Here is a 23,797-nt window from a genome sequence, read left to right on the forward strand (position 1 = left end):
TTAAGGAAAGCAACCCATGAAATCTTTGCTCGACCTGTTCAAGCAGTTCACGCCCGACGAGCACTTCGATGCGATCCGCATCGGCCTGGCCTCGCCGGAAAAAATCCGCTCGTGGTCCTTCGGTGAAGTCAAGAAGCCCGAGACCATCAACTACCGCACGTTCAAGCCCGAGCGCGACGGCCTGTTCTGCGCCAAGATCTTCGGTCCCATCAAGGACTACGAATGCCTGTGCGGCAAGTACAAGCGCCTCAAGCACCGCGGTGTCATCTGCGAGAAGTGCGGCGTTGAAGTCACGCAGACCAAGGTGCGTCGCGAGCGCATGGGTCACATCGACCTGGCCGCGCCCTGCGCCCACATCTGGTTCCTGAAGTCGCTGCCGTCGCGCCTGGGCCTGATCCTGGACATGACGCTGCGCGACATCGAACGCGTGCTGTACTTCGAAGCGTATGTGATCGTCGATCCGGGCATGACCCCGCTGAAGAAGTTCGCGATCATGAGCGAGGACGACTACGACGCCAAGCGCAAGGAATTCGGCGACGAATTCATCGCCAAGATGGGCGCCGAGGGCATCAAGGAACTGCTGCAGGCGATCGACCTCGACATCGAGATCGAGAAGCTGCGCAACGACCTGACCGGCTCCGAACTCAAGATCAAGAAGAACGCCAAGCGCCTGAAGGTGCTGGAAGCCTTCAAGAAGTCCGGCATCAAGCCCGAGTGGATGGTGCTCGACGTGCTGCCCGTGCTGCCGCCGGACCTGCGTCCGCTGGTGCCGCTGGACGGCGGCCGCTTCGCGACCTCCGACCTGAACGACCTGTACCGCCGCGTCATCAACCGCAACAGCCGCCTGCGCCGCCTGCTCGAACTCAAGGCGCCCGAGATCATCGCGCGCAACGAGAAGCGCATGCTGCAGGAAGCCGTGGACTCGCTGCTGGACAACGGCCGCCGTGGCAAGGCCATGACGGGCGCCAACAAGCGCGCGCTGAAGTCGCTGGCAGACATGATCAAGGGCAAGAGCGGCCGCTTCCGCCAGAACTTGCTGGGCAAGCGCGTCGACTACTCGGGCCGTTCGGTCATCGTGGTCGGCCCCACGCTCAAGCTGCACCAGTGCGGCCTGCCCAAGCTGATGGCGCTCGAACTGTTCAAGCCTTTCATCTTCTCGCGCCTGGAAGCCATGGGCATCGCGACCACCATCAAGGCCGCGAAGAAGGAAGTGGAAGCCGGCACGCCGGTGGTGTGGGACATCCTGGAAGAGGTGATCAAGGAACACCCGGTGATGCTCAACCGCGCACCGACGCTGCACCGCCTGGGCATCCAGGCGTTCGAGCCGATCCTGATCGAAGGCAAGGCGATCCAGCTGCACCCGCTGGTCTGCGCGGCCTTCAACGCCGACTTCGACGGTGACCAGATGGCCGTTCACGTGCCGCTGTCCGTGGAAGCCCAGCTCGAAGCCCGCACGCTGATGCTGGCCTCGAACAACATCCTGTTCCCGGCCAACGGCGAACCCTCCATCGTGCCGTCGCAAGACGTGGTGCTGGGTCTGTACTACGCCACCCGCGAGCGCATCAACGCCAAGGGCGAAGGCATGTACTTCGCCGACCTGGCCGAGCTGCAGCGCGCGCTGGACAACGGTGTGGTCGAGATCACCTCGAAGATTGCCGTGCGCCTGACCCAGCACACGCTGGACAAGGCCAGCGGCGAATTCGTGGCCTCCACCTCGCTGGTGGACACCACGGTCGGTCGTGCGCTGCTGTCCGAGATCCTGCCGCGTGGCCTGCCCTTCGAGGTGCTGAACAAGGCGCTGAAGAAGAAGGAAATCTCGCGCCTGATCAACACCTCGTTCCGCAAGTGCGGTCTGAAGGAAACCGTCGTGTTCGCCGACAAGCTGCTCCAGAACGGTTTCCGTCTGGCCACGCGCGCCGGCATCTCGATCGCCGTGGACGACATGCTGGTGCCCAAGGAAAAGCCGGCCATCATCGACCGCGCCGAAAACGAGGTGAAGGAAATCGCCCAGCAGTACGCCTCCGGTCTGGTGACCGCGGGCGAGCGCTACAACAAGGTGGTGGACATCTGGGGCAAGGCCGGTGACGAGATCTCCAAGGTCATGATGGCCCAGCTGGCCAAGCAGAAGACCACCGACCGCAGCGGCAAGGAAGTGGACCAGGAGTCGTTCAACTCCATCTACATGATGGCCGACTCGGGCGCCCGCGGTTCCGCGGCGCAGATCCGCCAGCTGGCCGGCATGCGCGGCCTGATGGCCAAGCCTGACGGCTCGATCATTGAGACCCCCATCACGGCGAACTTCCGTGAAGGCCTCAACGTGTTGCAGTACTTCATCTCCACCCACGGCGCCCGAAAGGGTCTGGCCGACACGGCGCTGAAGACGGCCAACTCCGGCTACCTCACTCGCCGTCTGGTGGATGTGACGCAGGATCTGGTGGTCAACCAGCAGGATTGCGGCACGTCCAATGGCACGCTGATGCGCGCCATCGTCGAGGGCGGTGAAGTGATCGAGTCGCTGCGCGACCGCATCCTGGGCCGCACCACGGCCGAGGAGGTGATCCACCCGGAAACGCGCCAGATGCTGGTGCCCGCCGGCGAGATGCTCGACGAAGACCTGCTCGACGTGCTCGAAGCCGCCGCGGTGGACGAAGTGAAGGTGCGCACCGCGCTGACCTGCGAAACCCGCTTCGGCATCTGCGCCAAGTGCTACGGCCGCGACCTGGGCCGCGGTGGCCTGGTCAACATCGGCGAAGCGGTCGGCGTGATCGCCGCGCAGTCGATCGGCGAACCCGGCACGCAGCTGACCATGCGCACCTTCCACATCGGTGGTGCAGCGTCGCGCGCGGCGGTGGCCTCCAGCGTGGAAGCCAAGTCCAGCGGCGTGATCGGCTTCAACGCCACCATGCGCTACGTGACCAACACCAAGGGTGAGCTGGTCGTGATCGCGCGTTCGGGCGAGATCGTCATTCACGACGAACACGGCCGTGAGCGCGAGCGCCACAAGGTGCCTTACGGTGCGATCCTGTCGGTCAAGGCCGACCAGACCATCAAGGCCGGTGCGATCCTGGCGGACTGGGATCCGCTGACGCGCCCGATCATCACGGAATTCGCCGGTCAGGTGAAGTTCGAGAACGTCGAGGAAGGCCTCACCGTGCGCAAGCAGGTGGACGATGTCACCGGCCTGTCCACCCTGGTGGTGATCGATCCGAAGCGCCGCGGCGTGGCCAAGGTGGTCCGTCCGCAGGTCAAGCTGATCGACGGCTCGGGCAACGAGGTGAAGATCCCCGGCACCGACCACTCGGTGACCATCGGCTTCCAGATCGGTTCGCTGATCCAGGTGCGCGACGGCCAGGACGTGGGCCCCGGCGAAGTGCTGGCGCGCATCCCGGTCGAAGGCCAGAAGACGCGAGACATCACCGGCGGTCTGCCGCGGGTGGCCGAGCTGTTCGAAGCCCGCAGCCCGAAGGACAAGGGCATGCTGGCCGAGATGACCGGCACCGTGTCGTTCGGCAAGGAGACCAAAGGCAAGGTTCGCCTGCAGATCACCGATCCCGAAGGCAAGGTGTGGGACGACCTCATCCCCAAGGAAAAGAACATCCTGGTGCACGAAGGCCAGGTGGTCAACAAGGGCGAGAGCGTGGTGGACGGCCCGGCCGATCCGCAAGACATCCTGCGCCTGCTGGGCATGGAAGAGCTGGCCCGCTACATCGTCGACGAAGTGCAGGACGTCTACCGCCTGCAGGGCGTGAAGATCAACGACAAGCACATCGAGGTGATCGTTCGCCAGATGCTGCGCCGTGTGGTCGTCGACAGCGTGGGTGATTCCAGCTACATCGCCGGTGAACAGGTCGAGCGCTCGGAAATCCTCAACACCAACGACGCGCTGCGTGCCGATGGCAAGCTGCCGGCGGTGTACAGCAACATCCTGCTGGGCATCACCAAGGCCTCGCTGTCCACCGACTCGTTCATCTCGGCCGCTTCCTTCCAGGAAACCACCCGGGTGCTGACCGAAGCGGCCATCATGGGCAAGCGCGACGAACTGCGTGGTCTGAAGGAAAACGTGATCGTGGGTCGTCTGATCCCGGCCGGTACCGGCATGGCCTACCACGAGGCGCGCAAGGTCAAGGAGAAGATGGACGACGAAGAACGCCGTGCCATCGCCGAAGCCGACGCGATCTCGCTGGCTGCCGACCAGGCCGATCAGGCCGACGCATCGAGCACCCACGACGCCGAGTAAGCAAGCCCACCCCTGCGGCGCTATGCGCCGCCCCCTCAAGGGGGCAACACCTGCGGCCCGGCAAAGCCGGTTCCGCGGTGTTTCTGGACAGGGGCACTTTCGCCTTCGAGCCAACAGAAGCCCCCGGTCATCCGACCGGGGGCTTTTTTCATGGCGCGCGCGCAGGCACGGGTGATGCCCTGCGGGGTATATTGGCCGCGCTTGCCGCACGGCAGGCGGTTCAACACCAACAACAAGGAGTTCCAAACATGTCCGTCTCGCTGTGGGTCTTCCTGGCCGTGGGCCTGGTGCTGTTCTTCTGGGCCGTGGGTGCCTACAACCGGCTGGTGCGCCTGAAAAACGCGATCGCCAACGCGTTTGGCCAGATCGACGTGCAGCTCAAGCGGCGTTACGACCTGATTCCCAACCTGGTGGAGGTGGCGCGCCGCTACCTGGCCCACGAAGCCCAGACGCTGGAGGCGGTGATCGCGGCGCGCAACCAGGCGCGCACGGCCGAGCAGACGGCGGCCGGCAGCCCGCTCAACGCCGGGGCGCTCGGCGCCCTGGCCGGGGCCGAACAGGCTCTGGGCGGCGCGCTGGGCAAGCTGTTCGCGGTGGTCGAGGACTACCCCGATCTCAAGGCCGACCAGAACATGCGCGAGCTCAGCGAGGAGCTCACCAGCACCGAGAACCGCGTCGGTTTCGCGCGCCAGGCCTACAACGACCACGTGCTCGAGTTCAACGACGCCGCCGCCCAGTTCCCCACGCTGCTCATTGCGCGGCTGTTCGGCTTCCAGCCTTTGACCATGCTGGCGTCCACCACGAGCGAAGCCGAACGCGAGGCCCTGCGCATCCAGCTGTAATGCGCTTCTTCGAATTCCAGCGCGACGCCCGGGGTGAGACCCGGCGCCTGCTGTTCGCGTTCGGCCTCACCGTGCTGTTGCTGCTGGTGGCGGTGAACGCCGCGCTGGCCCTGGCCTGGGGCCTGAGCTGGGGATTCTGGATGCCCGGCGAACTGCGCTTCCCCCGCTATTTCTTCTCCGTCAACACCGGGGTCACGCTGCTCTTCGTGCTGGGGGGCTGGTGGGTGGAGACCTCCCGCCTGGCCGACGGCGGCGGGGCGCGCCTGGCCGAGCAGATGGGGGCGCGGCCCGCGCAGCCTTCGGGCGACCTCGACGAACAGCGCTTCTGCAACATCGTCGACGAAATGGCGATTTCATCGGGCCTGAAACGGCCGCAGGCCATGGTGCTGGCGCGCGACCAAGGCATCAACGCCTTCGCGGCCGGCTGGGACGAGAACGACGCGGTGGTGGCCGTGACCCAGGGCGCGCTCGACCACCTGACCCGAGACGAACTGCAGGGCCTGGTGGCGCACGAGTTCAGCCACATCGGTGAAGGCGATACGCGCCTGAACATGCGGCTGGTCGGCATGGTGTTCGGGCTGGAGATGCTGTTTCGCATGGGCCAGGACCTGGCCGAGCTCGACAGCCGGGACCGGCGCTGGATCACGGCCCTGATCGGCCTCGCCATCATGGCCGCAGGCTGGCTGGGCTGGCTCGCCGGCCACGCGTTGCAGGCCGCCGTCTCGCGCCAGCGCGAGTACCTGGCCGACGCGCGCGCCGTGCAATGGACGCGCAGCCGCGACGGCCTGGGTGGCGTGCTGCGCAAGGTGCTGAGCCAGCAGCGCGAAGGGGTGGTGCCGCGCCAGGTGGGCTCGATGGTGCAGCACATGCTGCTGGTGGCGAACGCGGGCGGCAAGACCGAGCACTGGCTCGACTCGCACCCGCCGCTGGCCCAACGCATCCGCCGCATCTATGGCCGTGACATGGGGCCGCTGCCCCTGCTGAGAGAGGACGAACCCGCCACCCCGTCCCGCGCTGTGTGACACTCGCGGTCTTCGCTTTGTCTGCGCTTGCCACGGAACCTGCCTTGACCGCTCCGGCCCCCCCGACCTCCACCGCTCCCGGCCTCCAGGGTCCCACCCTGGCGACCCAGTTGCGCCACACCGCGGGCTGCGTGCTCGCGGTCGAGCAGGGGCGTTCGCTGAGCGAGGTGCTGCCCGAGCTGGTGCCCGCGCTGCGGCCGGGCGTGCAGGCGCTCACTTTCCACGCCTTGCGCCACCTCGGGACGGCGCGCGCCCTGGTGAACCAGTTGGTGGAGCGCAAGCCGGCGCCACCGGTGCAGGCCCTGATGTCCAGCGCGGTGGCCTTGCTGCTGGACGCGACCGACGAACATGCCCCGCGTTACCCGGCGCACACGGTGGTGAACCAGGCGGTGGAAGCCGCCCGCCAGGACCGCCGCACCGAGCGCCAGGCGGCGTTCGTCAACGCCTGCCTGCGCCGCTTCCTGCGCGAGCGCGAGGCGCTGCTGGCGCATGTGGCGGCCGACCCGGTTGCGCGCTGGAACCACCCGTTGTGGTGGATCGAGCGCCTGCAGCGCGACCACCCCGAGCACTGGCGCGCCATCCTGGAGGCCAACAACCAGCCCGGCCCCATGGCCTTGCGCGTGAACTGCCGCCGCGTGGAGCGCGCCGCCTACCAGCAGGCCCTGGAAGCCATCGGCCTCACCGCCACCCCCACGGGCAGCGATGGCCTGGTGCTGGACGCCCCGCAGCCGGTCGAGCGCCTGCCCGGTTTTGCCCAGGGCCATTGTTCGGTGCAGGACGCCGCCGCCCAGATGGCGGCCGACCAGTTGCTCGAAGGCCGGACCTGGACCGCGGCCGACCGCGTGCTCGACGCCTGCGCCGCCCCTGGCGGCAAGACCGCCCATTTGCTCGAACGCGCCGACCTGAACCTGCTGGCGCTCGACGTGGACCCGCGCCGCTGCGAGCGCATCGAAGACACCTTGCAGCGCCTGGGACTGCAAGCCACGGTGCGCAGCGCCGATGCCGCAAAACCCGCCGCCTGGTGGGACGGCCAGCCGTTCGACGCCATCCTGCTCGACGCGCCTTGCACCGCCTCGGGCATCGTGCGCCGCCATCCGGACGTGCGCTGGCTGCGCCGCGCCAGCGACGTGGATGCGCTGGTGCGCCACGCAGCGCGGCCTGCTCGAAGCCCTCTGGCCGCTGCTCAAACCCGGTGGCCGGCTGGTCTACGCCACCTGCTCGGTGTTCCGCGCCGAAGGCGACGGGCAGGTCCAGTCGTTCCTTGTGCGCCACACCGACGCGCTTCATCGGCCTTCGCCGGGGCATTTGCTGCCCGGTTCGGCCGCCCCGTCGGGGGAGTTCAACGACAATCCTCCAGGTGGATACGACGGTTTCTTCTATGCCCGCATCGACAAGGCCCTGCCTTGACCGACCGCCCATCGCCACCCGCCGGACCCGCGCCGTGAACCGATGGCGTGGGTTTGTCCTGGGGCTGGCGCTGTCGCTGCTGGCGTTCTGGCCCGCGCACGCCCAGGCCCCGCTGGTGGAGCAGCTCGGTCTGCAGCGCACCCCCGAAGCGCTGTTCCTCTCGGCCCGCATGGAGCTCCAGCCCGCGCCGGTGGTCGAAGACGCCCTGTACAAGGCCGTTCCCCTCTATTTCGTGTGGCATGCCGACGTTTACCGTGCCCGCTGGTACTGGACCGACAAGCGCGTGGCGAGTGCCACGCGCACGCTGCGCCTGGCCTACCAGCCGCTCACCCGGCGCTGGCGCGTGAGCCTGTCCAACGAGACCGCCGCCGCCTCCGGCGGGGCCGGCCTGCAGTACGCCCTGCACCAGAACTTCGACTCCCTCAACGAGGCGCTGGCCGGCGTGGGCCGCGTGGCCCGCTGGAAGCTGGCCGACGCGGCGCGGCTCGAACCCGATGCCGAGCATGAAGTCGAGTTCTCGTTCCGGCTGGATCTGACCCTGCTGCCCCGGCCGTTCCAGATCGGCATGGCCAACCAGCCCGAATGGACCGTGGAAGTCCGCCAGACCCTGCCGGTGCCCGGGCGGGCGGAGGCCGACAAGGCCCCGGACCACACGGCCGGCGGCGTTCACGCCGTCGAGCTCACCGGCGAACCCAGCGTGCGCGAGCCCACGCGCTAGCGGCCATGTCCAGCGTGCGCGGCCCGCGCGGCCAGGACCCCATCGTGACCCCGGTCCACACCACCGCCCCCAAGACCAAGCCCGCCGCTGTGCGCTGGGCCATCGGCGCCGGACTGGTGTTCATGACCGGCGTGGGCATGGTGCTGCTGTTCCTGCTCACCCTGGCCACCAACAACCGCGCGTTCTACGAGCAGAACTTCAACTGGCTGGTCGGCATCAACGTGGCGGTGGCGGCCTTCCTGTTGCTCGTCATCCTGTGGCTGGCCCTGCGCCTGGCCCTGCGCCTGAAACGCGGCAAGTTCGGCAGTCGGCTGCTGATCAAGCTCGCCGCCATCATCGGCCTGGTCGGCATCCTGCCGGGTTTGCTGATCTACACCGTGTCCTACCAGTTCGTTTCGCGCTCCATCGAGAGCTGGTTCGACGTGCGCGTGGAATCCGCGCTGGTCGCCGGACTCAACCTCGGGCGCACCACGCTCGACACCTTGACCGCCGACCTCAGCAGCAAGACCCGCGTGGCCGCCGAGGGCCTCTCGCGCGTGCCCAACCCGTCGGCCGTGCTCGCGCTGGAGCGCGTGCGCGAACAGCTCGGCGTGACCGACCTGGTGCTCTGGAGCGCCAACGGCCAGGCCCTGGGCAGCTCGGGCAGCTCGCGCTTCGACATCAACCCCGAGCGCCCCACGCCAGCCCAGCTGCGCAGCGCCCGCAACGCCCGCGTCGTGGCCCAGATCGAGGGCCTGGAGGAGGACGGCAGTGGCGAGATCGAGGCCCTGATCGCGGCCAGCCAACCGCGCATCAAGGTGCTGGCCCTGGTGAGCCCGCCCAACTTCGGTTTCAACGCCGAGCCGCGTTACCTGCAGGTGGTGGCACCGCTGCCCGGTGCGCTGGTGACGGACGCGCTGGCCGTGCAGGTCGCCAACCGCGAGTACCAGGAGCGCGCGCTCACCCGCGAAGGTCTGCGCCGCATGTACATCGGCACGCTCACGCTGGCGCTGTTCCTCGCCGTGTTCGGCGCCGTGCTGCTGGCCGTGCTGCTGGGCAACCAGCTGGTGCGCCCGCTGCTCGTGCTCGCCGAGGGCATGCGCGAAGTGGCGGCCGGCAACCTCGCGCCCAAGACCGCACTGACCTCGCGCGACGAGCTCGCGAGCCTCACGCGCACCTTCGCGCACATGACACAAGACCTCTCGGACGCGCGCGCCGCGGTGCAGCAAAGCATGGAGCAGGTGGACGCCGCGCGCGACAACCTGCAGACCATCCTGGACAACCTCACCGCCGGTGTCGTCGTGCTCGACGAGCAGGGCCGTGTGCGCAGCGTCAACCCCGGCGCGGCGCGCATCCTGCACACGCCGCTGGCCGTGCACATGGGCCAGCCATTGGCCGAGGTGCCGGGACTGGAGACCTTTGGCGGCGGCGTGCTGCAGCAGTTCGAGCGCTTCCTGTCCGACCAGGCGCAACACGAAGGCGGCTACTGGCAGCAGTCCTTCGAGCTCAGCGCGGACGGCACCACGCCCTTCGACGAAGGCATCACCCTCATCGCGCGCGGCGCCCTGCTGCCCAACAACGAACGCCTGCTGGTGTTCGACGACGTCTCGGAAATGGTGTCCGCCCAGCGCGCCAAGGCCTGGGGCGAGGTCGCGCGCCGCCTCGCGCACGAAATCAAGAACCCGCTCACGCCCATCCAGCTCTCGGCCGAGCGCCTGGCCATGAAACTCGACGGCAAGGTACAGCCGCCCGAACAAGCCATTCTCAACAAGTCGGTGAAAACCATCGTCGACCAGGTCGATGCGATGAAGCGCCTGGTCAACGAATTCCGCGACTACGCGCGCCTGCCCGCCGCGCAACTCATGCCGGTCGACCTCAACGCCCTGGTGCGCGACATCGTCGTGCTGTACGACAACGCCGCCGTGCCGGTGCGCCTGGAACTCGCCGACGACCTGCCCAAGGCCATGGCCGACCCGCAGCAGGTGCGGCAGACCTTGCACAACCTGGTGCAGAACGCGCAGGACGCCATGGCCGGCGTGCCCGACGCCCAGGTGCTGCTGCGCACCCGGCGCTCCGACTCCGGCCAGTGGGTGCGCCTGTCGGTGCTCGACGAAGGCCCGGGTTTTGCCGAACACATTCTCAAACGGGCGTTCGAGCCTTACGTCACCACCAAAGTCAAGGGCACCGGCCTGGGCCTTGCGGTGGTCAAGAAAATCATGGACGAACACGGCGGCCGCGTGGATCTGAGCAACCGCATGACCGAAGGCAAGGTGATCGGCGCGCAAGTGTCGTTATCATTCGCAGTTGCAAATTGACAACACGTTCCGAGGGACACACACCGCGCCATGGCAACTATTCTGGTCGTAGACGATGAACTGGGGATTCGAGACCTGCTCTCGGAGATCCTCAACGACGAAGGCCATACGGTCGAACTCGCTGAAAACGCCGCACAGGCCCGCGCTGTGCGCGCCCAGTTGCGCCCCGACCTGGTGTTGCTCGACATCTGGATGCCCGACACGGACGGTGTGACCCTGCTCAAGGAGTGGGCCAGCGGTGGCCTGCTCTCCATGCCCGTGATCATGATGAGCGGCCACGCCACCATCGACACTGCCGTCGAGGCCACGCGCATCGGTGCCACCGCTTTCCTCGAAAAGCCCATCACCATGGCCAAGCTGCTCAAGGCGGTGGACCAGGGGCTCAACAAGGCCCCCGCCAAGCCCAGCGGCCCCGTCGTGTCCGCCCTGCGCATGGGCGGTGGCATGCTGTCATCGACCGACATCGCGGTGGAGGCCGCCGTCAGTGGCAGCGCTTTGCCCGAGCCGGCAATGATGGACCTGGGCCCGCAGTCGCTGCAGTCGTTCAACCTCGATGGCCCGCTGCGCGAGGCGCGGGACGATTTCGAAAAAGCCTACTTCGAATACCACCTCGCCAAAGAGTCCGGCTCCATGACCCGCGTGGCCGAAAAGACGGGCCTGGAGCGCACCCACCTGTACCGCAAGCTCAAGCAACTCGGCGTGGACTTGGCGCGCAGCAAACGCAACGCGCTCTGAGCGCCCGACGGCGGAAAAACCAGGCGCCGGAAGCTGCTACAATCTCGCTTCTTCCAAAGGCCCGGTAGCTCAGTTGGTAGAGCAGCGGATTGAAAATCCGCGTGTCGGTGGTTCGATTCCGCCCCAGGCCACCAGTATTTATGCGCCCCAGCGCCCGATAAGGGTTCTGGGGCGTTTTGCTTTTGGGTTCAGAGCTGCGGCTTCTGCATTGTTGCCGTGTCAACCTCGCAGAGCGTGCCTTGGCATTGCTGTGGCAAGGCCGTGCCAGGGCGGAGCGCAATTGCCCCGATGGCGCGCACGATTTGATCGAACGGCCGATGGAAAGCGCGCTGTTCAACTTTCTTCAAATCCAATCCAATTTCAGCGCACGCCTCGCTCGCACCAACGTTGCCGAGCGATCGCCTGCTGGTTCTGTGCGCAACACACGCGCATTGAGTGCAGCATTGTTGCGCCATCCAGACATCCTGAAAAAAACTCTCAACCTCCGTTCGACAGCTCTCAATTTTGATTTGAAACGAAATGCGGTTTTTGGTCATGAATTGACATTTTGCGGGATCGAGTTGCAGGCATTGATTGATGCAAAAAATGACTGCATCGTCAATCCTGTCAGATATGACAGTTGTTGAGTTGTGGCTCGCAATCGAGCATTCGCAGCTCTACGAAAACAACAGTCAGGAGGGCGATCGGCATGAATTTGCTGACTAGTACGGGCCATGTGCAATTCATGGACGAGGGTAGTGGCGATTGCGGGAGAGTGTCTTGAGCATTCCTCGCCGCACACTGTTTGGCAAACTCAATGTCGACCTGTTTCGAGCCATCGAGTCCGCCACCGTCTTGGCCAAACTGAGAGGCAATCCTTATGTAGAAGTGGTGCATTGGTTGCACCAACTCTGGCAGGCGCCCAATGGCGATTTTCATCGCCTGGCCAACGCACTACAGTCTGGATATCGCGCAGGTCGAGAGAGATCTGACGGTGGCCTTGGCCCATTTGCCCACCGGCGCCGCAGGTGTCAATGATTTTGGCGATATGGTCGAACTGGCCATTGAGCGCGCATGGGTGTTTGCCAGTCTGACAATGCGTGACCAGCGCATCCGTGGCGCCTGGCTGTTGGGGGGCATGCTTCAAACACCTGACTTGCGACGCGTGTTGTTGGGTGTCTCGGCGAGCTTCCAGAGAATTCCTGTGGCGCAAATGGCGGAGGACTTTCCGCTGGCGGTTCGCGGCTCGGGTGAAGACGCTGCGATGGCACATGAGTCCACCGATTGGCAACCGGCATTGCCAGGGGAGGCCAGTGGTGCGCTCGATCCAGAGCCCCACGGCCAGTCCGCACTGGTCAAGTACTGTGCCGACCTCACCGCGCTGGCGCGAGAAGGGGGAATCGACCCAGTGGTCGGGCGCGAGCAAGAGATCCGCAACATGGTGGACATCCTGTTGCGCCGCCGTCAGAACAACCCTTTGCTGACGGGCGAGGCGGGAGTCGGCAAGACGGCGGTGGTCGAAGGCTTGGCCCTGGCCGTCGTAGGCCGTCTGGTACCTCCCAGTCTGCATCGTGTGCGCATCCTGAGCCTGGATGTCGGGGCCTTGCTGGCCGGCGCGAGCATGCGGGGGGAGTTCGAATCGCGCCTGAAAGCTGTGCTCAGGGAGGCGGCTGATTCCCAAGTGCCGGTGATCCTGTTCGTGGACGAGGTCCATACCCTCATCGGGGCCGGTGGTCAGGCCGGAACGGGCGACGCGGCCAATCTTCTCAAGCCCGCGCTGGCGCGGGGCGCCTTTCGTGTGATTGGTGCCACCACGTGGTCCGAATACAAAAAACACATCGAAAAGGATCCCGCGCTGACGAGGCGATTCCAGATGCTGCAAGTGCTGGAGCCGCAAGAGTCGGCCGCCGTGGCGATGGTGCGGGGCCTGGTGCCCGCATTCGCCAGGCACCATGGCGTAACGGTGCTCGATGAAGCGGTGCGTGCCGCGGTCTGCTTGTCCCATCGGTACATCCCGGCGCGCCAATTGCCGGACAAGGCCATCAGCTTGCTGGACACCGCGTGCGCACGGGTCGCCATGTCACTCCATGCCCCCTCGCGTGAACTGGAGACGATCCAGGCGCGTCGGGATGCCTTGCAAGGCGAGCACACCCTTCTCTTGCAGGAGGCCAGCATAGGGAAAGACCGCTGCGAGGCACTGGGGGAGGTTCAGCAGCGCATGGCGGACGTGGAGCACGAGCACAAGGTGCTGGCCGATGCAGGCGCGGCCGAGCGTCTGCTCACCAGTGCCATTCTTGAAAAACGCGAAGCCTGCCGCAGGGTCGAAGACGAAAACTCAAGGCGTGTTCTGGCATGCGAACTCCAGGCCCTGGAGCGGGACTTGCACCAACTGCAGGGTGATAGGCCTGGTGTCCACACTCAGGTGGATGAAGGAGTCGTGGCATCCATCGTGGCGGATTGGACAGGCATCCCCGTGGGCCGCATGGTGCGCGACGACCTGACAACTGTCCTGTCCCTCGAAGACCAGTTGCGCAAGCGCGTGATCGGCCAGGATGCTGCGCTGTCGACGGTGGCTGCTCGTGTCAAAACAGCCAGGGCGCGCCTCGGGGACCCTCACAAGCCGCTGGGCGTCTTTCTGCTGGTGGGGCCTTCCGGGGTGGGCAAGACCGAAACGGCCTTGGCTTTGGCTCAGGCTGTCTATGGCGGTGAGCACAACCTGATCACCATCAACATGAGTGAGTACCAGGAGGCTCACACCGTTTCTGGTCTCAAGGGTTCTCCGCCCGGTTATGTCGGTTACGGCGAAGGCGGGGTGCTGACGGAAGCGGTGCGACGTCGGCCCTACAGCGTCGTTCTGCTCGATGAAGTTGAGAAGGCCCACCCCGATGTGCACGAACTCTTCTATCAGGTGTTCGACAAGGGCTCGATGGAAGACGGGGAGGGGCGTGCCATCGATTTCAGGAACACCTTGATTCTCCTCACGAGCAACACCGGTTCCGATCTCCTCCATCAACTCTGTGAAGACCCGGTTCTTCTGCCGGACACCCAAGCGCTTATGGACGCCTTGCAGCCCGAGTTGCGCAAGGTTTTTCCCGCGGCCTTTCTCGGGCGCCTTCTGGTGGTGCCCTACCTGCCGCTCTCAGCCGGGTTGCTGGAGTCGATTGTTCGTCTGCAGCTGCAGAAAGTGGTGGCACGCATGCAGGAGCAACACGGCGTGCTTCTGGAGTTCACCTCCGGCGCATTGACCCACATCGTGGCGCAGTGCGGTACCCACGAAACCGGCGCGCGCCGCATCGGCCAATTCATCGAGCACAACGTGTTGACTCAGCTGGCCGAGGTCTGGCTGCAGCCCCTGCAGCGCCAGAAAGTAGAAACGGCTGGGACAGGCAAAGTACTCGTGCAGCAGGTTGTGGCGATGCCAGGTGTTCCAGGCCAGCGGCAGCAGGCCCTGGTCGGGACCCAGGCCTTCGTGCACCAGTGCGTCCTGCGTCACCACATGCGGGTGGTCGGCCAGGCGGCCGGGCACACCGGTGAGAGACGCGACAGCGCCAACGTGCAGCAACTCGAACAGGTGGGATGCCACCTGCTCGTCGCCCCGGAGATACAGGGGCAGGCGGTCCAGTCCCTTGAGGTCGCAGAAATTCAGCTCACCGGTGACGCGCAGGCGGATGCGCAGGCTGCCGGCCACCTGCACCGTGGGAGGCAGGTAGCGCTCCAGCGCCGGAATGTCCGGTGGCGCGCCCGCCAGCTGGGCGCTGACGATCTCGATCGGCCAGAGCACCACATCCTGGCCGCTGCGGAATTCGCACGAGGTGGTCTCGCCATCGGGCACCTTGGCGAAAAAGGCCGTGCCACGCGGTACCGAGAACCCCTTGCTCAAGTCCCCCTCCTGCACCTTCGGATGCAATTGCGCGACCGCCATGCTGGGTGTGGGCGCGACGTAGTTGGGGTACACCACCTCCAGCAACCGCTGGCTGAAGCGCGGAAACTCCGCATCGAGCTTGATGCTCATGCGCGCGGACATGAAGCAGAACGACTCGATCAGACGCTCCACATACGGGTCGGCCACCTCCATGCCCTGCATGCCCAGGCGGCGCGCGATCTTGGGATGAAGCTGGGCGAACTCCGACGCCGCTTCTCGCATGTAGGTGAGTTCGCGGTTGTAGTAGTCGAGCAGTTGAGGGTCCATGTTTCAGGTGTCTCCGATGAGGGGCGTTCAAGGGTTCGCGGCGCCACCCGCGCTCAATACCCTTTGGGAATCACGTAGCTGCGTTCGTTGGTGTCGTCGGACCAAACGCCCCGGAAATTGCTTCGGCCATGGCCCTGGTCGGGCGCGACCTCAATGCACAGACGCTGTTCCGGACCGCACTTGCTCAGCCGGATGCGCCCGCCCTTCTTCTCCAGGAAGGTGACGCTGGCCTGCATGCGCGCCATGTCGTCGGAGAACGCGGTCTTCTGCATTTGCAAATCGGCCTGTTGACGCTGCAGTTCGGCCTGCTGGCTCCGGATCTGCTGCACACCGACCCCCGCCACCACGACCGTGGCAACCAAGCCCATTGCACACAGGGCCGCCCACTGCCAAGTCAGGCGATGGCTGGCCGCTTTCACGCGTTCCTCGACCACCCCGGCCATCTGGACCACGCTGCCGAAGCGCTCGAGCACGGCGTTGGCTGCATGGCTCCACTGAGGCGCAGCGGCATCGGCCGTCAACCCCATCAACTTGCCCACGGCCGACTGGATGGCCTTGTCCGCCGCCGCCTCGATGGCGGGTATGGCTTGGGCCGTGGCACGGCGCAGCGTGTCGGACACCTCGGCCGAGTTCGCCGTGGTTTTCACGAGCGCGGCGCGCTCCTTGGCAAAGGCCTCGCGCTCTGCGGTCAGGCAGGCGATCGCGTCCTGGACGGCCAGCTGGTTGTCCTCGGCGAGTTCAAACAACTGGCGAAGCTTCTTTTCCTGCTCGGGGGGGTGGCTTGCATCCTGGCTCATGGCGTCGGGCTCCGTGTGGGGTGCAGTTCGATGCGGTTCGTTTCCAGATCCACGTTGCTTTGCACCATGAACTCCAGGGGATAGGGTTGCATGTGGATGTGGCCCGAGATCTCGAAGGTGAGCACGTTGTAGTGAGCGGCCGCGTGCTCCTTGATCAGTGGGCGAACGACCAGCAGCGCGCACCGGGTGCGGTCTGCGCGCAACCCCGACGGCCTGGTCAGCACGTTGTCCCGCTTCTTCGGCGTGGTGGTGCAACTGCGCGAATACATGCTGCAGTGGATGCCGATCGAGCCGCAGGACCGGTGCGTGCTGGGCCAGCCGAGGCTCTCGAGCGTGCTGGGTGAAGGGGCGATGCTCGGAGAGGTGGTTCCCGATCGGCAAAGCCGGTTTCGCCTCGTGATGGGCCCGCTGGATCTTGACGGGTACCTGCGGCTCACGCCGCAGGGCGCTGCCACGGGGCGGGACCTGCCGGCCCTGGTCGAGATCGTGCGCTCCTTCATCGGTTTCGAGTATGTGTGGGAGGTGGAGCTGTTGATCGACAGGACCGCCGCGCCCCGGTCGCGACTGGGTGACGGCACGCAACTGGGCTGGTCGACCTGGATGGCGGGAGAGGGAACCTGGCGCGGGCCCGTGACCGGCATGGTGTTCGAACCCGAAAGCTACTGCACATGAACCCTCTCAGACAATTGTTGGCCGCCCTGGTGGGCATCTCCCCGGACCCGCTGGCAGGGGCACCCGGCGTGTCCACGGAACTGCTTGCACCCGTGAGCGAGATCGCGCCCTGCGGCGAAAGCCTGGAGTACGACGCGGATCACGCCGTGCTGCAGGCGCGCCTGGCGCCTCAGAGCGAGGTGCAGTACGGGAGCTTTTCATCCCGGCCCGAGGCGCCCGACTGGGCCGAGGTCGAGCGCGATGCGCGCCGCCTGCTGGTGCGCAGCAAGGACATCGCTGTTCTGGGGTGGTTCACGCGCGCGCGCTGCCGCCTGGCGGGCGCTGCCGGTTTGCTGGAGGGCCTGCTCACCCTGCAGTCGGTGTTGCAGGCCTACCCTGAACAGGTCCATCCGCAGGTGGTGCTGGATGGTGTGCCCGATCCCGCCGTGCGGGCCAACGCCCTGGCGGCACTCTGCGACCCGGATGGTCTGCTGGGGGATGTGCGCGACGTCGTGGTGAGCGGGGGTACTGCGTTCCGTTTGACGGTGCGCGATGTGGAACGTGCCTTCGCCGTGCCTCGCCCGCCTTACGCTCCGGAGCCCGAAGGGGTCAAGCGGCAGCTGGCGGACCTGCACGTCAAGGGCGACGGCGCCTTGCGTGCCTTGCTGGCTTGCGGCAATGCGGTGCTGGGCATCGACCATTGGAGCCAGGGCGCTCTGGGCGACGATGCGCCCAACCTGGGTCCACTCATGCACCTGCTGGGCTGTCTGGCCGCCTTCGCCGTGGCGCCCGTGCGCGCCGAAAAGCTGCAGGTCGAGGATGTCGAATCGGATGGCTTGCGGCCGGGCTTCCAGGCCCAGCTCGTCGGCGCGCCGACGCCGCCGGGTGACCCTGTTGAGGCCCGGTGGTCGGCGCCGCTTGCCTTGCCCGCCGCGGGGGCGACCCATGCGCACATCGTGCAGGAGCGCGAGCAGATTCGGGCTTTGCTGCGTCACATCCGGCATTTGGTCGAACGCCATGAACCGAGCAGCCCTGTCACCATCCTGCTGAAGCAGGCAGATCGCATGTGGGGCCGGCGTTTCGCGGAGGTGGCACACATGATCCCGCCCGACCTGATGCAGGCCTGGGACCGGGACGACTGAGCCTAAGGTGCTACACTCAAGCCCTCTCTGATCTGAAAAAATTCAACAGAATCAATCAGATATCGCAAAAGCCCATCCCTCGCGCGATGGGCTTTTTCATTTCCGGGCTCGGCCTTTCCACGCGATCGGCTCGAAGCCAGCGCCCATTCCCCTTCTGGAGATCCGATGCCTGTTGTGACCCCGGCGCTTGCGCGCGATGACGACCTGTTGAGCCGCTTCACCCAAGGCCTCGTGACCCGCACGCTGGCGCATGTGGCCGATGAGGCCCGGCTGGATGGCGAAAGCCTGAAGAACGCGGTGGACCGGTACGAGATCGATTACGCCTGGCACGTGCTCGGCTCCGAGCGGCTGCGGGAGGCGGTGCTCTGCGCAGTGGAAGCGCGGCTCGGTCACCCGGCCGACGCAGGGCAGCAGGCGGCCGTGCGCGACCTGCTGCAGGCCGCCGCCGCCGCGCAGCCCAGCGATGCGCTCATGAGCTTCGACAACGATGTGCCGGCGCACCTGAGCCAGTTGCTGGTCGGTGTGCCCGATGTGCCTGTCGCGGCGGCCGCCGCGGAAACTGCCTGAACGCAATACCGCACCTCCCGCGTGCGGTATGGGTGCGCCACTAACATCCCCGCGTTGACAACCACCAGTCGTCCAGCGGAGCGTTTGTTTCTTCATGTCGGGTGTGCCTCTTCACACAAGCCCGCGCCATCTCGATGATGGCGTGGGTCTGCGCGCGCCCGTTCTTCATCGCCGATGCCCTCGTCGGCCGCGCCGCCATGCCCGTGGGCCCCTGGCCGCACATTCGTTTCGCGTTGACCTGAGCGTGACAGGTCAACGCCTCCGGCGCATCGAGGCCCGCGGCTAGCCCGCGGTCCGAGTCCACCCCCCTCCACGCACCTGCCGCCCGGCCTTCTTCGCCAAGGCCGTTCCATGCCCGCGCTCGCGCGCGGCCGTGCCTGCACGTCTGGAGTTTTCCGTCCATGGTTCTCACCCTTTCGCCTCCGCCTTCCTGGTCGTTCGCGCCACCCGCGTGGTGGCGCCGGTGCACGGAGCTGCGCATCGACGTGGAGCGTCCCAGCCAGCCCATGGAGGACGCCTTCGGTTCGATCTACGACCGCATCCACCAGCCCGGTGATCGCCTGCATGGCATTCCCGCCATCCCGCTGAACGACCCGGACCTCGTGGTGCGCTACCGCGAGGCCGATGGCGAGTTCTATGTGTATGTGGAAGACGTCCGGCACCGACGGCTGGCGGGCTACACGGTGTTCAACCGCCTCATCGAAGTCAACCGCGCGGCCGACCGCGTGGTGCGCGCGCCCCATTCCAGCTACGGTGAGGCCTACCAGCGGCGCGGCCTGGCGAGCGCCATCTACCGCTGGGGTCTGGGCGCGGGCCTGTGCCTGGTGACCGGCGCGCGCCAATCGCCGGGTGCGCACGCGCTGTGGCGTTCGCTGGCGCGCGACCATGAGCTGGGCTGCGTGCGCCTGCAGGACAAGACCCTGACCTACCTCGGGCCGGAGGTGGCGCCCGAGGTGATGGACGAGCTGCACACGCGCATGTTGTTGCTTGGCAGCGGCTGGACGCTGGCGCGCTTCGCCGCCGCCACCGGCATGCGAGGGGTCTGAGCGGGTCTCAGCGCAGCGCGGGCGGGCGCCGCTTCTTCCACGAGCGCGACGCCTCGGCCGCGATGTCGATGAAGTTCTTCACCGCCGGGTTGCGGTCCTGCGTGCGGTAGAGCAGGCCCATGCGCACGATCGGGCTGGGCTCCTTCGGCACCACGTAGGCCACGCCCGGGCGCTGCAGCTGCGAGAGCGAGGACGGAATGAGCGAGATGCACAGGCCGGTGGACACGATGGAGATGATGGTCTGCATCTGGCGCGCGTACTGCACGATCTCGGGCGTGAAGCCGGCGCGCGCGCAGTAGTCCTGCACCGCGTCGTACAGGCCGGGCGCCATCGGGCGGCCGAACAGCACGAAGGGCTGGTGCTTGAAGAGCTTCATGCTGGGGCTTTTCATGTGCGCCTCCTTCATGCTGTCGGGCAGGGCCAGCACCAGGCGCTCGTCGAACAGCGGCTGGAACGACAGGCCTGGCTCGTTGATCGGCCCGGGCGCGATGCCGATGTCGATCTTGTTGGTCTTGAGGTTGGGCACCTGCATGTCCAGCGTCTCTTCCGACAGGTGCAGCTCGATGCCGGGGTAGCGCTCGCGGCAGAGCTTGAGGGCCTGGGGCAGCATGGTGACGTTGGCGATGGACACGAAGCCCACCGCCAGCGAGCCGGTGTCGCCGCGCGCGCTGCGCTGGGCCAGGATGCGCGCGTGCTCCAGCCGAGCGAGCACGGCGCGCACCTCCACGTAGTAGGTCTGCGAGGCCGGCGTCATGACCACGCCCCGGTTGGTGCGCTCGAACAGCTGCACGCCGAGTTCTTCCTCCAGCGCCTTGATCTGCACCGAGAGGGGCGGCTGGCTGATGTGCAGGCGCTCGGCCGCGCGCATGAAGTTCAGCTCTTCGGCGACGGCGATGAAATAGCGGAGTTGCCGGATGTCAGGCATACGAAAATCATATAACAGAGGCCTGCAAACGGTATTGGCTCGAATGCCGGCATCTCAATACAGTGGCGACCGCCATACCCGGCATACAACGATCGGAGACAAACATGATGTCCATTTCCCGCCGCGCCGGCCTGCTGGCCGTGGGCGCCGCAGTCCTTGCCATCAGCACCGCTGCGCATGCCCAGACCCGCGAAGTCAAGATCGGCTACGCCCTGGCCCCGAACTCGCACTACGGTGCCGGCGCCAACGCCTGGGCCGCGTCGTTCGAGAAGGCCACGAACGGCCAGTTCAAGTTCCGTCAATTCCCCTCCAGCGCCCTGGGTGGCGAGCGCGAATTGCTCGAAGGCCTGCAGCTGGGCACCGTGGAAGCGGCCATCGTCTCCTCCGGCACGCTGAGCAACTTCGTGCCCGAAGTCGGTGTGACCGACATCCCCTTCCTGTTCCGCGACATCAACCACGCACGCAGCGTGCTCGACGGCCCGATCGGCCAGGACCTGCTGGGCAAGTTCAAGTCGCGCAACCTGGTCGCGCTGGCCTGGGGCGAGCAAGGTTTCCGCCACATCACCAACGGCAAGCACCCGATCACCAAGCCCGAAGACCTCAAGGGCCTGAAGATCCGCACGATGGAAAACCCGGTGCACATCACCGCCTTCCGCACGCTGGGCGCCGCGCCCACGCCCATGGCCTGGCCCGAAGTCACCGGCGCGCTGCAGCAGGGCACCATCGACGGCCAGGAGAACCCGATCTCGGTGATCGCCTCGGCCAAGCTCTCGGCGGTGCAGAAGCACCTGGCGCTCACGGGCCACGTGTATTCGCCGGCCATGCTGCTGGTCTCGCCCAAGTTCTGGGACTCGCTCAACGACAGTCAGAAGGCCGCCGTGACCGCGGGCGCCAAGGACGGCGCGAAGGCCATGCGCCAGTTCGTCGACGACATCGAGAAGAAGGGCGTGGACGAGCTGCGCGCCCAGGGCATGCAGATCACCGAGGTGCCCAACAAGGCGCCGTTCCAGCAGGCCCTCTCGCCCGCCTACCAGCAGTACGCCTCCAAGTACGGCAAAGAGCTGATCGACCGCATCGCCAACGCGAAGTGACCGTCTGACCCCGCACCGCCCGGCCCCGTGCCGGGTGGTGCGCTTGTGCACGTGCGCTGCAGGAAATCCCCATGATCGACCGATTCGAGAACGCCCTGGTGGCCGTCAACCGCTGGGTGCTGATCCTGCTGTTGGCGGCGATGTCCGTCATCGTGTTCGCCAACGTCGTGCTGCGCTACACCACCAACGACTCCATCGTCTGGGCCGAAGAGGTCGCGCGCCACCTCATGATCTGGGGCACCTTCCTGGGCGCCGGGCTGGTGCTGCGCTTCGGCGGGCACGTGGCGATCGACAACCTGCACCAGGCCGTGCCCACGCCGCTGGCGCGGGTGCTGCGTGCGGTCGTGGCGCTGCTGATCGCCGGCTTCTGCGTGTCGATGACGTATTTCTCCATCGTCTACACCAGCGTGATGCGGTTCCAGACCACGCCCGCCACCGGCATCTCGTTCGCCTGGATCTACGCGGCCTTGCCCGCGGGCTTCATCCTGATGCTGGTGCACCTGGCCTTTCTGGTGCGCCGCTACGTGATCGACGGCCGCTTCCACGAGTCGCCCGAGATGGACGCCGAGGCGGCTGCCTCGCTCTGAGCCCCTGACGCGGAACCCCCAACCATGGTCATCACCCTGTTCGTCGCCGCCGTCGTGCTCATGCTGATCGGCGTGCCCGTGGCGTTCTCGCTCGCCATCGCCGCCGCCCTGGCCGTGGCCCTGGGCGGGCAGTACCCGCAGATCATCGTGTTCAAGGAAATGTTCACCGGCGTGGACAGCTTCCCGCTGATGGCGGTGCCCTTCTTCATCCTGGCGGCCGAGATCATGTCGGGCGGGGCGCTCACGCTGGTGCTGCTGCGCTTCGCCTCGCAGTTCGTCGGCCACCTGCGCGGTGGCCTGGGCTATGCCAACGTGCTGTCGCTCACCATCTTCTCGGGCATCTCGGGCTCGGCCCTGGCGGACGCCGCCGGCCCGGGCTCGATGATGGTGCGCATGATGGACAAGGCCGGCTACGACCGCGCCTACGCGGCCGCGCTGACCGCCAGCACCGCCATCGTGGGGCCCATCATCCCGCCCTCGATCATCATGATCATCTACGCGCTGCAGGACGAGCACGTCTCCGTCGGCGCGCTGTTCATCGCCGGTTTCATCCCCGGCCTGCTGATCGCCGCCGCCATGAGCTGGGTCAACTGGTGGGTCTGCCGCCGGCGCGACTTCCGCTCCGACGCCCCGCGCCCCACCGGCCGCGAGATGCTCATGAACACCATCAAGGCGGTGCCCGCGCTGTTCCTGGTGGTGATCATCCTGGTCGGCATCCGCTTCGGCGTCTTCACGCCCACCGAGGCCTCGGTGGTCGCGGTGTTCTACGCGCTGGTCTGCGGCAAGTGGGTCTACGGCACGCTCAAGTGGTCGGCGCTGCCCGGCATCGCGGCGCGCTCGGCCATGCTCACTGCCTCGGTGCTGTTCGTGGTGGCCGCTTCGTCGGCCTTCGCCTGGGTGCTCACCATCGAAGGCGTGCCGCAGGACCTGGCGCAGGCCATCATCGGCTGGGATCTCTCGCCCGTCACCTTCCTGATCGCGGTGAACATCCTGCTGCTGCTGTTCGGCATCTTCATGGAGCCGCTGCCCGGCGTCACCATCCTCGTGCCCATCCTGGCGCCGATCGCGGCCGCGCTGGGCATCGACCCGATCCACTTCGCGATGGTGGTCATCGTCAACCTCACGCTGGGCATGATCACGCCGCCCGTGGGCGGGCTGCTGTTCGTCACCTCGGTGGCGACCAAGGTGCCGCTCATGGCCCTCACGCGCGAGCTGCCGCCCTTCCTGTGGGCCCACCTCGTGGTGCTGTTGCTGCTCACCTTCGTGCCCGCGATCTCCACCTGGCTGCCGCACGCGCTGGGCTTCTGATGCGCCGCGCCGCCCGCCGCTCCAGCCCTGACGCGGCTGTCTCGCCCCAGGGCGAGATCACCGACGTGGTGCTCGATCGCGGCCTGTCGCTGCACTTCTTCGACGAGGGCGTGGCCGTGCTGTCCTCGCGCATCGAGTCCGGCGAGGGCTATGCGCAGTTCAACAAGCGCGACCTGCAGGTGCTGGTGGATTTTTTCCAGGCGCCGGAGAACCGGCACCTGCTGCAGCCGCCGGTCGACCCCCGGCCTTGACTTCGCAGG

Annotated in this window: 18 protein-coding genes, 1 tRNA gene and 3 pseudogenes; 18 read left to right on the top strand and 4 right to left on the bottom strand. The window is 66.5% G+C overall.

Annotation, left to right across the window (positions count from 1 at the left end; all coding sequences use genetic code 11):
- Positions 1-16: 16 nt before the first annotated feature.
- The 10 genes and pseudogenes from rpoC to tssH all read left to right on the top strand — a co-directional run.
- Complete coding sequence (gene rpoC / locus ACFJI0_RS26465; RefSeq protein WP_382322949.1) at positions 17-4,237, top strand: DNA-directed RNA polymerase subunit beta'; 4,221 nt, start codon at positions 17-19, stop codon at positions 4,235-4,237.
- Between the two features lie 248 nt (positions 4,238-4,485).
- Complete coding sequence (locus tag ACFJI0_RS26470; RefSeq protein ID WP_382322950.1) at positions 4,486-5,079, top strand: LemA family protein; 594 nt, start codon at positions 4,486-4,488, stop codon at positions 5,077-5,079.
- Positions 5,079-6,101, top strand: a complete 1,023-nt coding sequence (locus ACFJI0_RS26475; RefSeq protein ID WP_382322951.1) for a M48 family metalloprotease — start codon at positions 5,079-5,081, stop codon at positions 6,099-6,101. The genes ACFJI0_RS26470 and ACFJI0_RS26475 overlap by 1 nt, the downstream gene beginning before the upstream one ends.
- 44 nt (positions 6,102-6,145) lie before the next feature.
- Positions 6,146-7,508, top strand: a pseudogene (gene rsmB, locus ACFJI0_RS26480) (16S rRNA (cytosine(967)-C(5))-methyltransferase RsmB).
- 34 nt (positions 7,509-7,542) lie between these two features.
- Positions 7,543-8,226 (top strand): DUF4390 domain-containing protein, encoded by a 684-nt coding sequence (locus ACFJI0_RS26485; protein WP_382162653.1) that lies wholly within the window; start codon positions 7,543-7,545, stop codon positions 8,224-8,226.
- A 5-nt stretch (positions 8,227-8,231) separates the two neighbouring features.
- Positions 8,232-10,520 carry an ATP-binding protein gene (locus tag ACFJI0_RS26490; protein ID WP_382322952.1) on the top strand — a complete coding sequence of 763 codons (2,289 nt, stop codon included), beginning with the start codon at positions 8,232-8,234 and terminating at the stop codon, positions 10,518-10,520.
- A gap of 30 nt (positions 10,521-10,550) precedes the next feature.
- On the top strand, positions 10,551-11,255 hold the full coding sequence (locus ACFJI0_RS26495; RefSeq protein WP_382322953.1) for a response regulator: 705 nt from the start codon (positions 10,551-10,553) through the stop codon (positions 11,253-11,255).
- Between the two features lie 58 nt (positions 11,256-11,313).
- Positions 11,314-11,389, top strand: a tRNA-Phe gene (locus ACFJI0_RS26500).
- Positions 11,390-11,494: 105 nt separating this feature from the next.
- Complete coding sequence (locus tag ACFJI0_RS26505) at positions 11,495-11,881, top strand: hypothetical protein (RefSeq protein ID WP_382322954.1); 387 nt, start codon at positions 11,495-11,497, stop codon at positions 11,879-11,881.
- Between the two features lie 133 nt (positions 11,882-12,014).
- Positions 12,015-14,589, top strand: a pseudogene (gene tssH, locus ACFJI0_RS26510) (type VI secretion system ATPase TssH); the annotation flags it as partial.
- Here the strand turns inward: tssH and tssF are convergent.
- The 3 genes and pseudogenes from tssF to ACFJI0_RS26525 form a co-directional block, all read right to left on the bottom strand.
- Positions 14,557-15,423 (bottom strand): annotated as a pseudogene (gene tssF, locus ACFJI0_RS26515) (type VI secretion system baseplate subunit TssF); the annotation flags it as partial. The pseudogenes tssH and tssF overlap by 33 nt on opposite strands.
- Positions 15,424-15,476: 53 nt before the next feature.
- The gene (locus tag ACFJI0_RS26520) at positions 15,477-16,220 is read right to left on the bottom strand and encodes a hypothetical protein (RefSeq protein ID WP_382322955.1); all 744 of its coding nucleotides are present in this window, start codon (positions 16,218-16,220) and stop codon (positions 15,477-15,479) included.
- Positions 16,217-16,444 (bottom strand): hypothetical protein, encoded by a 228-nt coding sequence (locus tag ACFJI0_RS26525; RefSeq protein WP_382322956.1) that lies wholly within the window; start codon positions 16,442-16,444, stop codon positions 16,217-16,219. Before ACFJI0_RS26525 ends, ACFJI0_RS26520 begins: the two co-directional genes overlap by 4 nt.
- A gap of 1 nt (position 16,445) precedes the next feature.
- Here ACFJI0_RS26525 and ACFJI0_RS26530 point away from each other — a divergent pair, with 1 nt between their 5' ends.
- From ACFJI0_RS26530 to ACFJI0_RS26545, 4 genes are all read left to right on the top strand, one after another.
- The gene (locus tag ACFJI0_RS26530) at positions 16,446-16,892 is read left to right on the top strand and encodes a type VI secretion system baseplate subunit TssG (RefSeq protein WP_382322957.1); all 447 of its coding nucleotides are present in this window, start codon (positions 16,446-16,448) and stop codon (positions 16,890-16,892) included.
- A 92-nt stretch (positions 16,893-16,984) separates the two neighbouring features.
- On the top strand, positions 16,985-18,013 hold the full coding sequence (locus ACFJI0_RS26535; protein ID WP_382322958.1) for an ImpA family type VI secretion system protein: 1,029 nt from the start codon (positions 16,985-16,987) through the stop codon (positions 18,011-18,013).
- 165 nt (positions 18,014-18,178) lie between these two features.
- Positions 18,179-18,580, top strand: a complete 402-nt coding sequence (locus tag ACFJI0_RS26540) for a hypothetical protein (RefSeq protein WP_382322959.1) — start codon at positions 18,179-18,181, stop codon at positions 18,578-18,580.
- A 401-nt stretch (positions 18,581-18,981) separates the two neighbouring features.
- Entirely contained in the window at positions 18,982-19,626 is a 645-nt protein-coding gene (locus ACFJI0_RS26545; protein WP_382322960.1) for an N-acetyltransferase, read from the top strand.
- A gap of 7 nt (positions 19,627-19,633) precedes the next feature.
- Here ACFJI0_RS26545 and ACFJI0_RS26550 read toward each other — a convergent pair whose 3' ends face one another.
- Positions 19,634-20,551: a LysR family transcriptional regulator gene (locus ACFJI0_RS26550; RefSeq protein WP_382162638.1), complete on the bottom strand. Its 918-nt coding sequence runs from the start codon at positions 20,549-20,551 to the stop codon at positions 19,634-19,636.
- A 107-nt stretch (positions 20,552-20,658) separates the two neighbouring features.
- Between ACFJI0_RS26550 and ACFJI0_RS26555 the strand changes: the two genes are divergently transcribed.
- The 4 genes from ACFJI0_RS26555 (at position 20,659) to ACFJI0_RS26570 (ending at position 23,788) form a co-directional block, all read left to right on the top strand.
- Positions 20,659-21,642 (top strand): TRAP transporter substrate-binding protein, encoded by a 984-nt coding sequence (locus ACFJI0_RS26555; protein WP_382163770.1) that lies wholly within the window; start codon positions 20,659-20,661, stop codon positions 21,640-21,642.
- A 71-nt stretch (positions 21,643-21,713) separates the two neighbouring features.
- Entirely contained in the window at positions 21,714-22,229 is a 516-nt protein-coding gene (locus tag ACFJI0_RS26560; RefSeq protein WP_382322961.1) for a TRAP transporter small permease, read from the top strand.
- Between the two features lie 24 nt (positions 22,230-22,253).
- Positions 22,254-23,537 carry a TRAP transporter large permease gene (locus ACFJI0_RS26565; protein WP_382322962.1) on the top strand — a complete coding sequence of 428 codons (1,284 nt, stop codon included), beginning with the start codon at positions 22,254-22,256 and terminating at the stop codon, positions 23,535-23,537.
- On the top strand, positions 23,537-23,788 hold the full coding sequence (locus tag ACFJI0_RS26570) for a hypothetical protein (protein WP_382162628.1): 252 nt from the start codon (positions 23,537-23,539) through the stop codon (positions 23,786-23,788). The genes ACFJI0_RS26565 and ACFJI0_RS26570 overlap by 1 nt, the downstream gene beginning before the upstream one ends.
- Positions 23,789-23,797 lie beyond the last annotated feature (9 nt).

The organism is Hydrogenophaga sp. UC242_53 (assembly GCF_042696965.1).
Classification (GTDB): domain Bacteria; phylum Pseudomonadota; class Gammaproteobacteria; order Burkholderiales; family Burkholderiaceae_C; genus Hydrogenophaga.